The 16,324-nt window shown below is 39.5% G+C and carries 15 protein-coding genes; 2 read left to right on the forward strand and 13 right to left on the reverse strand.

The window, feature by feature from the left end:
• Window positions 1-4 precede the first annotated feature (4 nt).
• The gene (locus FD20_RS03600; RefSeq protein WP_057736225.1) at window positions 5-274 is read right to left on the reverse strand and encodes an ACT domain-containing protein; all 270 of its coding nucleotides are present in this window, start codon (window positions 272-274) and stop codon (window positions 5-7) included.
• 350 nt (window positions 275-624) lie between these two features.
• Between FD20_RS03600 and FD20_RS03605 the strand changes: the two genes are divergently transcribed.
• A complete protein-coding gene (locus tag FD20_RS03605; RefSeq protein WP_057736226.1) occupies window positions 625-1,980 on the forward strand; it encodes an MFS transporter in 1,356 nt (451 codons plus the stop codon).
• A 113-nt stretch (window positions 1,981-2,093) separates the two neighbouring features.
• On the opposite strand, the gene FD20_RS03610 is transcribed toward FD20_RS03605, so the two are convergent.
• The 12 genes from FD20_RS03610 to pdhA all read right to left on the reverse strand — a co-directional run bounded on the left by FD20_RS03610 (window position 2,094) and on the right by pdhA (window position 15,863).
• Entirely contained in the window at window positions 2,094-3,242 is a 1,149-nt protein-coding gene (locus FD20_RS03610) for an amidohydrolase (protein ID WP_057736227.1), read from the reverse strand.
• Window positions 3,243-3,685: 443 nt separating this feature from the next.
• Complete coding sequence (locus FD20_RS03615) at window positions 3,686-4,459, reverse strand: VOC family protein (protein ID WP_057736228.1); 774 nt, start codon at window positions 4,457-4,459, stop codon at window positions 3,686-3,688.
• Window position 4,460: 1 nt separating this feature from the next.
• Complete coding sequence (locus FD20_RS03620) at window positions 4,461-5,267, reverse strand: pyrroline-5-carboxylate reductase family protein (protein WP_057736229.1); 807 nt, start codon at window positions 5,265-5,267, stop codon at window positions 4,461-4,463.
• Window positions 5,268-5,609: 342 nt separating this feature from the next.
• Window positions 5,610-6,746, reverse strand: a complete 1,137-nt coding sequence (locus FD20_RS03625) for a trans-sulfuration enzyme family protein (protein ID WP_057736230.1) — start codon at window positions 6,744-6,746, stop codon at window positions 5,610-5,612.
• A gap of 61 nt (window positions 6,747-6,807) precedes the next feature.
• Complete coding sequence (locus tag FD20_RS03630) at window positions 6,808-7,578, reverse strand: epoxyqueuosine reductase QueH (RefSeq protein ID WP_057736231.1); 771 nt, start codon at window positions 7,576-7,578, stop codon at window positions 6,808-6,810.
• A gap of 120 nt (window positions 7,579-7,698) precedes the next feature.
• Window positions 7,699-8,715, reverse strand: a complete 1,017-nt coding sequence (locus FD20_RS03635; RefSeq protein ID WP_057736232.1) for a lipoate--protein ligase — start codon at window positions 8,713-8,715, stop codon at window positions 7,699-7,701.
• Between the two features lie 63 nt (window positions 8,716-8,778).
• Window positions 8,779-9,906, reverse strand: coding sequence for an SGNH/GDSL hydrolase family protein (locus tag FD20_RS03640; protein ID WP_057736233.1), 1,128 nt, complete (start codon window positions 9,904-9,906; stop codon window positions 8,779-8,781).
• Window positions 9,907-9,996: 90 nt separating this feature from the next.
• Window positions 9,997-11,010 carry a lipoate--protein ligase gene (locus tag FD20_RS03645; protein WP_057736234.1) on the reverse strand — a complete coding sequence of 338 codons (1,014 nt, stop codon included), beginning with the start codon at window positions 11,008-11,010 and terminating at the stop codon, window positions 9,997-9,999.
• Between the two features lie 18 nt (window positions 11,011-11,028).
• Window positions 11,029-12,435 (reverse strand): dihydrolipoyl dehydrogenase, encoded by a 1,407-nt coding sequence (gene lpdA / locus FD20_RS03650; RefSeq protein ID WP_057736235.1) that lies wholly within the window; start codon window positions 12,433-12,435, stop codon window positions 11,029-11,031.
• A gap of 7 nt (window positions 12,436-12,442) precedes the next feature.
• Window positions 12,443-13,771 carry a dihydrolipoamide acetyltransferase family protein gene (locus tag FD20_RS03655; RefSeq protein WP_057736236.1) on the reverse strand — a complete coding sequence of 443 codons (1,329 nt, stop codon included), beginning with the start codon at window positions 13,769-13,771 and terminating at the stop codon, window positions 12,443-12,445.
• Window positions 13,772-13,782: 11 nt separating this feature from the next.
• On the reverse strand, window positions 13,783-14,760 hold the full coding sequence (locus FD20_RS03660) for an alpha-ketoacid dehydrogenase subunit beta (protein ID WP_057736237.1): 978 nt from the start codon (window positions 14,758-14,760) through the stop codon (window positions 13,783-13,785).
• 2 nt (window positions 14,761-14,762) lie between these two features.
• Window positions 14,763-15,863 (reverse strand): pyruvate dehydrogenase (acetyl-transferring) E1 component subunit alpha, encoded by a 1,101-nt coding sequence (gene pdhA / locus FD20_RS03665; protein WP_057736238.1) that lies wholly within the window; start codon window positions 15,861-15,863, stop codon window positions 14,763-14,765.
• A gap of 305 nt (window positions 15,864-16,168) precedes the next feature.
• On the opposite strand from pdhA, the gene FD20_RS13280 reads away from it, so the two are divergent.
• Window positions 16,169-16,318, forward strand: a complete 150-nt coding sequence (locus FD20_RS13280; RefSeq protein WP_157060840.1) for a hypothetical protein — start codon at window positions 16,169-16,171, stop codon at window positions 16,316-16,318.
• The last annotated feature ends 6 nt before the right edge of the window (window positions 16,319-16,324 follow it).

Genomic DNA, 16,324 nt, shown 5'->3' on the forward strand with positions numbered 1-16,324 from the left:
CCTCCTACAGTTGATGCATCGCATCGTAAATTTCTTCACGTCTGATTTTTATTTCAACTCCCAGTTGCTTGCCAAGTTCATCCAACTGTTGAGATAAAACAGCAAAATCTGTTTTATTATTCTGAATTTCGACCATCATCATCATCGTGAAGTATCCATTCATGATTGTTTGCGACACATCTGAAATATTAATTTCTTTTTCCGCAAGAAAATGGCTCACTCCTGCAATGATTCCGACTTGATCTTTACCAATTGTTGTTAAAATAGCTTTCATGGGTGCCACCTCATTTTTTATTTTTAACTCCATCAAACTTATCCTACAGTATAGCCTTTTCCGAACAAAATCGCAATCGCACTTTTGAATGTTTTACTTGGTTTAAGGCGTCAAAACCCTTTTGCTGCTTCGTTTATATACGTATGTAGTTGTAAAAAAATCGGCTGTGGAAGTCAATCTATACACGTATATTAACTATGTATATCGAGAAAATTTAATTAGTAACCGAATTATTGCTTTTTAAAATATTATCCTAAAATACTATGCTTGAATTTACATCAAAATACAGATAACATGAATTACGCACTAATAATAATTTATTTCTACCTATATTGAGAAAGGAACTGATTATGTCTTCAGAAATAAGCACTCATAAAAGAACTATCGTTACAACGCTTGTTCTAGTCTCAACCTTTTTCAATTTGGCTAGCCAAACAATGATGGTCACAGCCTTGCCTGTTATCCAGCATACGTTGCATGTTTCATTAACTAGTGCCCAATGGCTTACTGCTGGTTATATGCTGATTATAGGAATAGTCACACCCTTATCATCCAATCTGTATGACAAGTACACTAATCGCCAAGTATTTCTGACAACAACCGTTGTCTTTATAATGGGAAGTTTATTAGGAAGTTTTGCAGTCAGTTTTTGGATGCTCCTAGCAGCTCGATTACTACAAGCATGTGCAGGCGGGATTTTGCTGTCCTTTCAAATGACAACCATGGTTACGATTTATCCCGCCGCAAAACGCGGCACTGTACTGGGAATGTCAGGCTTGGTAATCGCTTCGGGGCCTGCACTTGGACCAACAGTTGCTGGTGTTATCCTTAATTACTTCAATTGGCATTATTTATTTACTCTACTTTTACCTTTTAGTGTACTAATATTGATTATCGCATATTTTGTTTTCCCAAATTATTCACAAAAACGTGCAGTCAAAATCGACCTGCCTTCTGTCTTTCTTTCGCTCATTGGTTCAAGTTTAGCTCTAGCCAGTTTGACTGTTTTTCAGCAAAATTTATGGTATGGCATGGGAATGTTAATTGTCGGAGGTGGAATTTTAGCAATTTTTGCGCGACGACAATTCAAACTTCCTGAACCTATGCTTCGCATTGAACTGCTTAAACTCCGTTCATTTAGAATATTGACTTTCATCGGAATGCTTGCATTCATGGTCCTCATAGGTACTGAGCAAATCATACCAATTTTTGTTGAAAATGTTGAAGGATTAAGCAGCATGCATGCAGGTTTAATCTTACTTCCAGGTGCAATTGCAAATGCGCTTTTTGCAGCTTTGGCGGGACGCTATTATGACACGCACGGTCCCAAAGTCCTAATCAGCGTTGGTGTTGCCCTTATGTTGATTGCGACAATTCCGTTTATAACGATTAATACTCAAACACCCATCTGGCTCATAACTTGTGCGTATATGCTGCGTATGATTGGCAATGCACTAGTCTTTTCACCAGCGATGTCTGAGGCTTTCAAAGATGTCCCTATGCCACACATCAGTCACGCCACTGCTCTAAACAACGCCTTCAGGCAAGTTGCAGCAGCTGTATCTGTTACAGTAATGATTGTAATTGCAGATTTCCCAGCATCTTTTATTAACGGGACTCGCCTTGCTATTTGGTTCACTGTTTTACTTTTAGGAATAACAGAATTTCTTTTTTATGTTTATCTAAAACATCCTCAGAAGAAATAGAAATACCTCTATATTTTCTTTGAAAATTTTTCGATGATACTCAAAGATCCTGCCATGGCATAAATAAGTCACAGCAGGATCTTTATTCTATTTCAATAATTGTATTTTTCACATCATTTCAATTCGCCAAGCAGTCGAAGAGTATTGTTAACGTAATACGATACCCCAGTTAAAATTGCATTCTCATCCGGAGCAAAATCGGAATGATGAATTTCGCCTGTCTCGCCAACACCTAGATGCGCGTAGACCCCTGGTAACCGTTCTTGGTAACAGGAAAAATCATCACTTCCAAGTTCGGCACGGCTCTCAAAAACTTCTGCAAACTTGCTAGTTTCATTTTTTACAATTTTCGTCAACTTAGGATCGTTATAAACAGCAGGATCACCGACATACCAATCAGTTTCAGCTTTTGTCCGGTATGCCGAACTAAACTGGGAAACAATTTCTTGGAAACGGCTACGAATAAGTTCTCGTTCTTTTTTTTCAAGTACTCGCACAGTTCCAGAAAACACAGCTGTCTTGGGAAGAATATTCCAGGCCGTTCCTGCATGTATTTCTGTCACACTCAAAACAGCGCTAGAAGTTGGTTCAACATTACGACTAACAATTGTTTGCAATGCTGTTACTATGCCTGTCAAAGCCACAATCACATCACTTCCTTGATCTGGATGTGCAGCATGTGTCTCAATTCCGCTAATTGAAACTTTGAACTTATCGATTGACCCAGCTGTATAACCGGCACGAAGTCCAATGTTTCCAACTGGTTTACCCGGTTTGACATGCAATCCTAAAATGGCATTTACTCCCTGAGCATGTCCAGCATTGATCACTTGAAGTGCGCCTTCATTTGCTTCTTCCGCCGGTTGGAAAATAAAGCGTATCTTCCCTTTAAAGTCAATTGACTGATGCGTCAATATGTAGACCGCACCTAAAAGAGCTGTCATATGTATATCATGGCCACAAGCATGCATAACTCCTGTATTCTTAGATGAAAATGCTAAATTTGTTGTTTCCTGAATCGGTAATGCATCGATATCCGCACGTAAAGCAACAGTTGGCCCACTTTGACCTGAATCAAGTTCTGCAATGACACCCGTCTTAAGGTCGGTTTTCTTAAGCGGTACACCCCATTCCGTTAACTTTGACCGAATAAAAGCACTGGTTTCGAACTCATGATCTGACAATTCCGGGTGTTGATGCAAGTGTCGGTAAATTTCTACCAAAAATGTCTGAAGTTCTTTTAGATTTGCTATCTCTATCATTTATTCTCCTCTTTACAAAAAGCTTTTTATTGTATGATATTGCTATCACCCATTCATTATTTGCATGCACGATCTTGTTTGTCCACAGTAGCCGGAAGTGATACATAGTGAAAACTACTATAGAAGCCTCCAATCTGCGCTTGCTAGTTTATCGCCATCTTTTTAATTGTATCAATTTGCTCTGCGACCCAAGGATTACCTATAAACAAACGTTTTAATTGCCAAGAACGCTTATCATCTTCAACTCGACCCCAAAATTAGTGGTTAAAGAATTGAACGTTTGATCTATACAAACCCGAATCAGTGTCATCATAGGATCTTTTGGACTCGTAATAACCCGGGAAATAACCTCTGCATGTTCTATCTTTGTAGCAAAACACCACTCGTCGTTATCTCCAGAGCAAAAACTCTACATAAGTATTTTTTGAATCTATCCATCCTTTTTAAAAGTTAAACAAAACTTTGTCTATTTTGACTATTTGATTTTGTAGTGTCTTGTTAGCACCCGCAAAATCCAAACTGACTAAGTGATTTTGCGATCCTTGCGTAAACTTCAACTGTCGATCATTAAGCTCTATCAATAACGTTCCATTTTTTGTTGTCTTTACAGGTTGCTGCAATAATTTACCCCATTTTGCAGCTACATCTTGTGGCTCAGCAACCTCAAAATTTGCTGTGACAACCTTCAAATCACCTGCTTGATGCTCAACAATCAATCCTTGTTTAGTCAATTTTTTGAAACGACTTTCATCATTTCCGGCCCACTGAATAAAAAAGGGGTAAGGAAGCCCTGGTGCAAGATAATCATTGACAAAAAATATTTTCCAACTAATCAACTTGCCACGTGGATCTAAGCGTTGGCCTTCTTCAATATCACCGACCAAGACATTCTCTTCTTTCAAGCGCTGATGTGTTTCTTCGATATTATCTGAACGAATAGCGATTGTATTAAGACGTTGAACTCCCAAAAAATAATCCTGAATAGCATCATACACGGCTGACCCATCTGTGCGTTTGACCTTACGCGCACTTTTCTCATTTGAAACAGTAATCAGTTCAATATAGTTTAAGCCAAAATATCCAAGTGCATTGCCGGTTCCCCAACGTTTGTGTTCCCCTCCCGGTTCAAATATAATTCCCTTTTCTTTAAGGACTTTAATTGCCGCATTTAGATCTGTGATATTGATCATTGTGTGATCCCAGTTAAGTTTTGCCATCCTAACCCTTCTTTCCTAATTGAGTTGTCCTTTTTACGGCTGCTAATACTGCATTCTGGACTCCAGCCGCAAAGTCACTTGCATCAATTTCATGCTGTGCTGTAATACCAACTCCGCCAGCAGAATTATTAACATCTAATAACTCATAAGCATGTTTGCCTGTCATTTCTAGAAACTTAGCCGCTCCTTTCAAATTTTCAAGTGCAATCGCGTTTGCCTGTTTACGCGAAAGTCCGCTAAGTACACCTGCATTAGTAAGAGCAATATAGAAATTATAAACATAATTAGGACCGCAAACTGCATAACCTGTATAAATATCAATCTGTTCTTCTGGAATAAAATCAACCTTGCCGAAGCTTTCCAAAAACGGTGTTACCAGTTCGCGTTCAGCTCCTTCTCCAAGCGCAGCTCCGGAATATCCATAACCTGTGTCCGTCAAAGTATTAGGAATGATACGTGTAAACGCTAATTTTTTGTTACTTGCTGCTTGTAGTTGAGCGAGTGTTACGCCTGCAATGATTGAAATGACTTGTGCTGCTGTTTCAGTAGCTCCGATTTGTGCTGTTAATGCTTTCCAATCATCTTGAGGCCGAACACCTAGCAGAATAATTTCAGCTGCAGACAGCTTTTTTTCATCAATTATCGTTTGTGCATCAATTCCATAATTTTCATGCAGAAAACTGACTCTTTGTTCTGAAATATCTGTCACTGTAGTTGCAGATGGTTCTATAACTTTGTTCCTCAACGCTGCCCGCAATATTGCCTCAACCATCTGGCCTCCGCCGATTGCATAAACTTTAATTGTCATACACGTTCTCCTTCCGGTAATTTATAATCTGCAAACAAAAAGCACCAATGATCTATGCAGATCGTCGGTGCTTTATCAAAGATCTTAAAATTGTGTGTCCTGCCAATAACATTTTTAAGATACTCTTCAAATTAAACTGCCACACGAATCTACATTTTTAAGTACACCAAAACACACATTGCACATTGTGCAACATGAAACCATACACATGACTTGTTTGTATTTTACGTCTTGGCTTAGCATAGATTTATGCTCCTTTTAAATTAAGCATTTTTAATTTTCTAATATATTTTTAATGTTACATGCTGAATTTGCCGTTGTCAATAACTTATTGAAAAAAGGTTATGCTAAAGCCTGCTTAAGGTCAGAGACAAGATCGATAGCATTTTCAAGGCCCACGGATAACCGTAACAATGTCGGCGTAATGCCTAACCTTAATCTCTCAGACTCTTCCATGTCACGGTGCGTTTGAATATATGGGATAGTCAACAAACTTTCAACTCCGCCTAAACTTTCAGCAAATGAGATAACTTTCAAGCTTTTAAACATCTTATCAATAATTTTTTCATCCCGCACATAAAAACTTATCATCCCGCCCTTGCCAGGATACATTACCTTTTCAACTTTTGCTTCTTGTTTTAAATACGCAACAACTTTTTGTGCATTTGCTGTATGCTCACGCATTCTTAATGGTAGCGTCTTAAGACTCCGCAGCAGCAGCCACGAGTCAAAGGAAGCAAGAGTCGCACCCGTTGTTTTATAATTAAATGCCAGCTTTTCGCTAAGTTTTTCCCCACGTGCAACTACCACTCCACCTAACAAATCATTATGACCCGAGAGATACTTGGTCGCACTGTGCACAACGATGTTTGCCCCTTGGGTCAGAGGCAATTGGTAGATGGGTGTATAAAAAGTATTGTCAACCATTACTAAGATTTTTGGATCAACCGCATGGACCATATCTGCAACAGCCGCAATGTCAACTTCTTTCATAGTTGGATTAGAGGGCGTTTCAATCCAAACCGCACGCGTTTCCGGTTGAAGCAAGTCATGCAATTCCTCGATTTTTTTACCATTCCATTTACTGAAACGGATACCGTACTGCTCGTCCAACTGATCAAAATAACGGAATGTTCCTCCATATAGGTCATCCAAAGTTACTATATGATCCCCACTTTTAAAAAGGCTGAAAGGTAGCTGAATTGCTGCCATCCCTGAACTTAAGGCAAACGCTTGTGTTCCATGTTCCAAAGTAGCCAGTGTCTCAGACAGCACTTTTCTAGTTGGTGTTTCTAGACGTGAATAAGAGTACTGCTTATGCTCATCAAAATTACGTATGTCTTCCAAGTCCTTATGGCGATAGTTTGATGCCAAGTAAATTGGAGTTGAAATAGAACCGTGCGAATCCCCATTATTTCGATTTCCTGCCTGTGCTAAGATAGTTTCAACCTCATATTGCTCCAATTCTTTTTTGTCCATGTTATGTAATCCTCCTAAGTATCATCTTACAAAGTAAGAATTTTTAACCAATTTTAAACGCTCATTCTTTCACTTCGTCATGATAGACAAATCTAATATCAGGAAATTCCTTATCCGCATCTTTTCCTTGCATAAAGGCCCTTGCTTCTTTACGGATCTGCGGCAACTCAACGCCTTGTGTTTTAGCTGCAAAAATGCAGCCACAATAACACTGCCGGTAAACATCATATTCTTTGCACATCTCGACAGAACGTTTATAGCCATTGTTCTTCTTAAAATCACTTGGTAAGTACTTAGTGGTATAAAAGTTTTGAACATCAATCCCTACCCGATTAACAACTTGTGAATTTTTGTGCGGACTAATAGTCAGTGCACTTCCAAAATAGTCGAATCCCAACTCGACTGCCTTAGCCGCAACCAAATCTAACCGATAATTAAAGCAGGCTTCACACCGTTGCCCACCCTCTGGTTCTTTTTCAAGCCCTCTAACTGCCTCAAAATATTGCTGCGGTTCATATGGAGCCGCAATAAACCGAACGGTGCCGCCTGTCTTTTTATTAAAATCAGTGATGAACTTTTGTTGGACGTATTCACGTCGCTTGTATTCGTCGCGCGGATGAATATTAGAATTAGCATAGTAAACTGTAACATCAGCATATTTTGTTAAATATTCCAATGTATAAGTGCTACAAGGAGCGCAGCAGCTGTGCAATAAAATTTTGGGTCTAAGGTCTTGCTGCTGCCAATTTTTTATCATTTTTTGCAGAATTTTATCATAATTAATTTTTTGATTTTGGTTCATTCTGTCCAGAATTTCGTGCAAATCGATCACTTTTTCACCTTCATAAAAATAAATCACATTTTTTGTAAATTAGTATAACATAATCGCCAGGCCACTCAAGCCCATTCATGTTTGATATTCTCCATTTTTTGCTTGAGCAACTATAAGTTATCATAAATTAAATAAAAGTCGCACTATCTGGCCGCTGTTTATTCCTTGAAAATAATCATTGATATCAATTGCTGCCAATACTTTTGCAATTTTCTGCGAATCAAAGGTCTGCCCAGCTAAAAGCTTTTCTAGATGGGCAACATCCTTAACACCAAAGTAGTCGCCTAAAAATCGTATGGTCTCGATTCTGCCATTTTCCACTAAAACACGCGCGTCAATCGTTCCGTTTTCAAAGTGCCGCCTTCTTTTGAGAGTGAATTTGGGTGACCGTCCGTAGACCCAGTCCCAATTACGATAATATTTTTGCTCTAATTGTTCGATTTCTGCTTGATCCTCAATTGTTAAGTCATAAGCATATTTTCGAGCTTCACTCATTGATACTGACCCTAAGATACTCTGAATTATAAAATCTCGAAATTCTTCTGTTGTGATTCTTTTATATTTTTCTGCCAGATATGGACGTAAATTTGTTACACGGCTGCGAACTGATTTAATCCCCTTTGACTGTATTTTATCCTTTGGAACGCTCAAAGCCTTGCCCACTTCGTTCATGTCCACATCCAGCATCAACGTTCCATGTGAAAATGTTCTGCCTGATCTAGTGTACATCGCATTGCCCGAAAATTTTTTCCCGTCTACCACAATATCATTTCGCCCTGTAACCTCAGCTCCTGATACCCCCAGTTTATGCAGTGCTCCAACAATCGGAGCAACCATTGTCTTAAAATCACCAAAACGCTGTTTATCTGCATTGACAATAAAACTGAAACTCAAGTTACCTAAATCATCATACATTGCACCACCACCAGACAAGCGACGTGTAACAACAATATTTTTATCTCTGCAGTACTGCTGATCAATCTCCTCAAGGGTATTTTGATTTCGTCCAATAATTACACATGGTTTTTGGATGTAAAATAGCACTAATGGCAATTCAATATCTTTTTTAGACATTAAATATTGTTCTGTTGCCAGATTCGTTCTGATATCAAATGTCGGCATCGCTAAATATTTCATAATTCCACTTTCTTTCTCAAAATTAAAGTAACCGCTTTATTTTAAAAAAATCATTATTCTAAATCAATTTTCAACATTAATCTTGGCACAAATGGCAGCTGCAATTTTTTGACCGCCTTGTTTATTTAAATGAATATGGTCTCCAAAGTCATAAGCAGATTTCAATTGCTGTTTGCCATCTTCCACTATGTGGCTGCAATCCAATACTTCAGGTAACTGCTGCAAGCAATGATTGATTTCCATACGTTTTTCTAGTGCCTGTGCATACCTTTTAATGTGTGGAACTGCACCATGACCTAAGCTGAAAGGTAAAATGGTTCCTAACAATAGATCACTATTATGTTGGGCTAATATTTTCTTAAGCTGTGTGATTCCCTGCATAAATTCTACTACTGTAATTATTTGTCCTTCTGCTTCTCTACTAAGTAATGGCAAGAGTAAATCATTCGAACCGATAAGTGCAATTGTCAATGCCGGTCGCAGTTTTTGCGACTCGGTAAAAACTCTCTTTATTAAGCTTGGACCAAAGGTTTGATAAAGCTGTTCATCATTAGGAGCATCATATAAAAGTCTTCCACCGGAAGCTCCTGTGTTCACGACAACCACTTTTTCAGGATAAGCATGATATAGCGTTTCAGCCACACTAGCTGAAATCTGTCCCATTTCGACTAATGAATCACCTGTCATATTTATAAGCTTAGGTTTGCTGTCTGTTAAAACATTGATCTCATTTAAACAGAACCATCCTCTTCGTGCATTCATTGAATGTTGAAGATGAGGTATTCCCTCATAATTGCGCACAAAGGCTGCGTTAGTTACTGTTGTATCATAGGTACAGCAAAAATCAGAATATATTTGCTTGTCACGACTGCTGATTTTTACATAAAGCTTCACACCAGCCTCTATCTTTAACCAAACTGGATCGCTCATGACTGCGGTCCCCTTCTCAACCTCTGCTTGGGTCATTCCGTTAAAAGTTACAGTTTGTTTCACGTGAAACTTTTCATCTAAAGAAAGCTCCACCTTTTGAAACACCAGCTTTGTCTTGCCATATAAGTTGGATAAACTGAGTCGAACACCCCTCCCACTGATATTGACCACAGCTTGAATAACTTCTGTTAGTTCTGTAAACGTAAAAGGCAAAGCTCGGTAGTCATCACAGCTATGGTACCATCCTAATCGCCATTCCATTTCATCACTTCCTTTCACTCAAAAACTTTCTTATGAAAACAAAAAGGCTGGAACTTTTCTTACTTCCAGCCTTTTTAATTTATAAAATGTTTAAATCGTTAACAGTTCAATAACACTCTGCCTAGGAATCCCTTGAAAATACTGATTAAGATCAACATCTTCTAAAGCTTTTTCTATCTCATCTTTTTCAAACATACATCCTGCTAGTACTTTACTCAGCTCTGAAACAACATTAGTCCCAAAAAAATCACCGAAAAAAGTAATATTTTTGATTTTGCCCTTTTCAACTAAAATGCGAGCATCAATTGTTCCATTCGTAAAATGCTGTCTTTTTTTAACAGTAAATTCTGGGGACTGGCCATAGACCCAATCCCAATTACTGTAAAGTTTTTCTTCAATTTTGGCAATCTGCTCCTCGTCATCCTTAGTCAGCTTGTATTCATAATGACCAATTTGGCTGATATCGTTAACACCCAGAACATTTTTTATCAGTAAATCGCGAAACTCTTCTGTAGTAATATTTTTAAATTCAGGTGATAAATAAGGTCGCAAGTTCGTTACACGGCTGCGAACAGATTTAATGCCCTTTGATTTTATTTTGTCTAATGGAACGTTTAATGTCTTGGTAACTTCATCTGTATCTACATCTAACATCAATGTTCCATGCGAAAATGTTTTTCCTCCACGTGTATACATCGCATTTCCAGAAAACTTTTTCCCATCAACAACAATATCATTTCGTCCTGTAACCTCAGCCCCAGTGACGCCCATCTTGTGAAGAGCATCAACAATCGGTGCGACCATTGTTTTAAAATCCCCAAATTGGCGGCTATCCGCATCAACGATAAAACTAAAACAAAGATTGCCCAAATCCTGATACATTGCGCCACCACCAGACAAACGCCGAGTGACCGTCACCTCTTTTTCTCGGCAGTATTTTTGATTGACTTCTTCCAACGTATTTTGATTGCGCCCCACAATTACACATGGTTTCTCGATATAGAATAACATTAACGGTAAAGTCAGTTTATCGTTATTCATTAGATACTGTTCAGTTGCTAGATTCCTTCTGATATCAAATGTTGGCATTGCTACATACTGCATATCGTTTACACTTCCTTGTCAGATATTAATTGGTAATCCCAAACCCAAATCAGCTACATCCATGATAGCTTCACTAACACTCGGATGCGGATGAATCGTCAAAGCAATATCTTCAACCGTTGCTCCGCTTTCAATTGCCAAAGTTAGTTCTGTAATCATATCACTAGCATTGGGCCCAACAATTTGTGCACCGACAAGAGCTTGGCTCTGCTTCTCAAAGACAATTCGGACAAAACCATCCGTACTGTTCATCGAAATTGCACGTCCATTTGCTGCAAAGGGAAATTGTGCTTTTTTAACATCCAGTCCCTGTTCCTTTGCTTCCTTCACAGTCAGACCTGTTGTCGCGATTTCGCTATCTGTATAACAGACAGCTGGCATTGCATGATAATCAACAGTTCCCTTCGAACCAGAAATAGCTTCTGCGGCTATTTTGCCCTCGTAACTGGCCTTATGTGCAAGCGCAGCCCCAACAACAACGTCTCCAACCGCAAAAATATTAGAAACACTCGTTCGACCCTGAGCATCCACATCAATCAAACCACGCTTATCGATCTGTATTCCTAAATGTTCCAAGCCCATGTCAGATGTATTGGCACGTCGTCCAACACAAACCACACAATAATCCGCATGCAATTTTTTTTCTTCCCCATCGATCTCAAATGTTACAGTTACTCCATCATCATCTTGCTCTGTGTTTTTAGCCATTGCTTTTGTATAAATATCAACGTGCTGTGAACTAAAATGATGCTCAACGACTGAAACAAGGTCACGCTCATAATTTGCCAATATTCCGTCGGTGCCTTCCAAAATTGAGACATGTGCGCCTAAGTTAGCGTATGCAGATGCCAACTCGCATCCAATATAACCACCTCCAACGACAATTAGTTCTTTAGGAACCTCTTCTAGCGCTAATGCACCCGTTGAATCCAGAACTCGTCCTTGAAATTTAAAATTAGGAATCTCTATCGGATGACTTCCTGTTGCAACAATCAAGTTATTGAAAGTGTATGTCTGTGCTTGATCGTTATTAATAACACGCAAGCTATGCTCATCCTTTAAAAATGCACTGCCCCATATTACATCTATATGATGCTTTTTAAATAAACTGGCTACACCGCCTGTTAGTTTATCAACGACCCCTTCTTTCTTCCACCTTTGCGTCTGTTTAAAGTCCAAAGTCGCCGCAGTAACCCGCAAACCCATATCTTGTGAACTCATTGCTGCTTGATAACGGTGTGCTGCCTCGATTAAAGCTTTGGATGGAATACAACCGACATTCAAACAAACACCGCCAATAAACTCGCGTTCAATAACAGTTACTTTCTGTCCCTTTTCGGCAGCTCTGATCGCCGCCACATAACCACCAGGCCCTGCTCCAACAACAACCGTGTCTAACTCAATCTCAAAATCTCCCACTACCATATTGTCGTCATCCTTCCATTAATAAAAGTTCTGGATCGCTCAATAATTCATTTAGTCGATTGAGGGCTCTTTGAGCAGTTGCCCCATCAATTACACGGTGATCAAAAGATAAGGATAATTTCATAACATATGCTGCTTTTACTTCATCGTCCACTATGATAGGTTCCTTTTTGATTCTGCCGACTCCTAGTATCGCAACTTCAGGCCAATTAATGACAGGTGTAAAAAAGCCACCACCAATTGAACCAATATTTGTTATGGACATGCTACTGTGTTGCATGTCATTTCCACGCAATTTGCTGTCTTTGGCTTTTTGAGTATTTTCACTTATCTGACGTGCGATAGAAAAAAGGCTCTTTTCATCCGCATGTTTAATATTTGGAACAAGTAACCCGCGATCGGTGTCCGTTGCGACACCGATATTGATGTAATTACGATAAACAATTTCTTGTTTTTCCATATCGACTCTGGAATTAAAGATAGGGTATTCACGCAAAATAACTGCCAATGCTTTCACGATATAGGCCAAGAAAGTTAAGCGAGCATTCCTGTTTGCAGCCATTTCTTTATATTTTTTACGATGTGCCCATAGTTTATCTACCACCACGTCATCAAACACTGTCACATGCGGTATCTCGCTCTTACTGCGAACCATTGCTTTGGCCGTTGCCTTACGGATACCAGACATTTTTTCCCTTGTTTCCGGCCAGTCACCTGCAACAGACACTGATACGGTCTTTTCAGTTTCCTGCTTCGCTGGCTCGGGTGTGACTGCTGGTCCATTTTTAAGAAAAGCATCAACATCTTCACGTGTGACATGACCATGTTTGCCGGTCCCGTTAACCTGTTTTAAATCGACACTCTGCTGCCGAGCATAAACTCTGACAGCCGGCATGGCTAAAACAGGTAAACTGCGGTCTGCTTGTTCAGAAACTGGCTCTTCTTCTTGGAAATTTTTTTCAATATTCGTTTCCGCTGCTCGTTTTGGCGCGGTCTTAGAGGCCGGAGCAGCAGGTGTCTGCTCGACAGATTCTGGAGCCTTCTCTTCCTCTGCTGGTTCGGAACCCTTTTCTTGCGCTCCAGCGGGAAGATCTCCCTCTATTTCAAATTCAACGAGTCCTTGTCCAACCTCTGCTGTTTCGCCTTCCTCGACTAAGATCTTCTTAATCGTGCCTGAAACTGGCGAAGGTATCTCTTCAACTGATTTATCATTTTCAATCTCTAATAAATCATCATCTTCTTTTAAGACATCACCTGGTTTAACATACCATTGGGCAACAGTCCCTTCAGAAATTCCTTCACCAATGTCAGGCAACTTGAATTGGTATACGCTCATTTTTTTGCCTCCTAGAAATTCATGTTTTCTTTTACTTTATCGACAATGTCCTGTTTGTTTGGCAGCCAATCGCTCTCGGCTTCGCTGAAAGGATATGGTGTATTCGGTGCAGCAATTCGGCCAATAGGAGCTTCAAGATAGAGAATCCCCTTTTCTGCAATCAATGCAGCAACCTGTGCACCCACGCCAGCTTGTTTCTGAGCTTCTTGAACTATAACAACCCGCCCGGTCTTCTTAACAGAATCCAAAATTGCTTCTTCATCTATTGGAGAAACTGTTCGCAGATCGACAACCTCAGCTTTTATACCTTGCTTGGCAAGTTCTTGCGCGGCTTTCAAGCTCTCACGAACCATTGCACCATAGGAAATAATACTTATATCCGTGCCTTCTAATGCAACTTTTGCTTTATCGAGCGGTACTGTATACGCCTCTTCAGGAACCTCTTCTTTGAAAGAACGATACAACTTCATATGTTCCAGAAAAACAACCGGATCATTTGAACGAATCGCAGAGATCAACAAACCTTTCGCATCATACGGATTACTAGGAATGACAACACGTAAACCAGGCATTTGCGCAACGAGTCCTTCCAAACTATCAGCGTGCAATTCTGGAGTGTGCACCCCACCACCGAAAGGTGCCCGGATTGTAACCGGCATTTTTCGCGTACCGCCCAAACGAAAATGCATTCGTGAAATATGGCCTGCTATTTCATCCATTGCTTCATAGACAAAACCAAAGAACTGAATTTCGGGAACAACTCGGAATCCTTGCAGTGCAAGTCCTGCAGCCAAACCGCCGATCCCAGATTCAGCTAAGGGTGTATCGAAAACACGTTCATTTCCATATTTATCATGCAGTCCCTCTGTTGCACGGAAGACCCCGCCGTTTTTACCAACATCTTCACCAAAAACTAAGACCTTTTCATCACGTGCCAGTTCTTCATCTAGTGCTTCCGTGATAGCCTTGATCATTGTTTTTTTAGCCATAACTATTTGACCTCCTTTGCTTCGTAATACTTAACTGCCTCTTGAACATTGGCAGGTACTTCATCGAAGGTGTTTTTCAGATATTCACTGATTTTCTGTTTCGGCATATTTTCAACTTTGTCAATCGCCTCGTTAATTTCAGCTTTAACTTTCTCAATGTATTCTTCTTCTTTTTCCTGTGACCATATGCCCTTTGAATTTAAAAATTTTCTCATTCTGACAAGTGGATCTTTCTCACGCCAAAAATCATCTGTTTCTTTAGTCCGATAACGTTTAGGGTCATCTCCAGACAATGTATGCGGACCGTAGCGGTAAGTTAGGGTTTCAATCAGGACAGGTCCATTTCCATTTATCGCAAAATCACGTGCAGCTTTTGTTACCTCATAAACTGCCAATGCATCCATTCCATCAACTTGAATGCCTGGAATACCGGCAGCAACAGCTTTTTGTGCCAGTGTTTTAGCAGCGGTCTGTTTTTCACGCGGAACCGAGATAGCAAAACCGTTATTTTGAATAATAAAGACTGCAGGTGCCTGAAATGCCCCCGCAAAGTTAATGCCTTCGTAAAAATCACCTTGAGAAGTTCCACCATCACCTGTATATGTGTAAGCTACATTTTTTTGCCCTTTAAGCTTAAAACCGAGTGCTACTCCCGCCGCCTGAACATATTGAGCTCCGATAATAATTTGTGGTGGTAAAGCATTGAAGTCTGCTGGATATTTATTACCCTCAACATGCCCCCGCGACCAGAGAAACGCTTTATATAATGGCAAACCATGCTGCACTAATTGCGGAACATCACGATAAGCCGGTAAAACAAAATCTTCTTTTTCCATTGCAAAGTTGGAGGCTATTTGACTTGCCTCTTCTCCGGCGGTTGGTGCGTAAAAGCCTAACCTTCCCTGTCGATTCAATTTAGTCGAACGTGTATCAAGCGTTCTTGACCAAAGCATCTGTTTAAAAAGCTCTATCAATTCATCATCACTTAAATCAGGCTGCCATTCAGGATCAACAATCTCCCCCTCTTCAGACAGTAGCTTAATAGTTTCAAATTCATCACACTGCTCTTTTAACTTTTCAAAATCAATAATTTTCTTAGACATTTTTGAAACCTCCTCAACAAAAATTCACTGCGGTAACTACTTACTAGATAACATAACCTTTGATATAATAAAAGGAATTAGAATTATGCATCTATCATGCTCAGAACTTTAGGGACCGCTTGCATCTAAATTGTAACCCCTTTCAGATAAAAACAAAACATTGTTGATTTTGTAACATACTTAATTATCAGTTATTTCAACTTGGCACTTGACCATATTTCAGTGATTTTTTCTGCATTCAACATCTTTGTGATAAACAAAACAATATACTGTAAACTTATATTCGAACTAGGAGGTCTATTGCTATGGAAGAAGTTTTTAATGTAATTGGATCATTATTTGCGGCCTTGGCAAGTGATATATTAGGTGTCACAAAACTTGTACGATCAAAAAAAGCATTGACCACTCCACAACAGTGTTCAATGCTTTTTTACATTCTATTTGATAAGACGTAATTATAA

This window comes from Liquorilactobacillus uvarum DSM 19971, from assembly GCF_001434935.1.
GTDB classification, from domain to species: Bacteria; Bacillota; Bacilli; order Lactobacillales; family Lactobacillaceae; genus Liquorilactobacillus; species Liquorilactobacillus uvarum.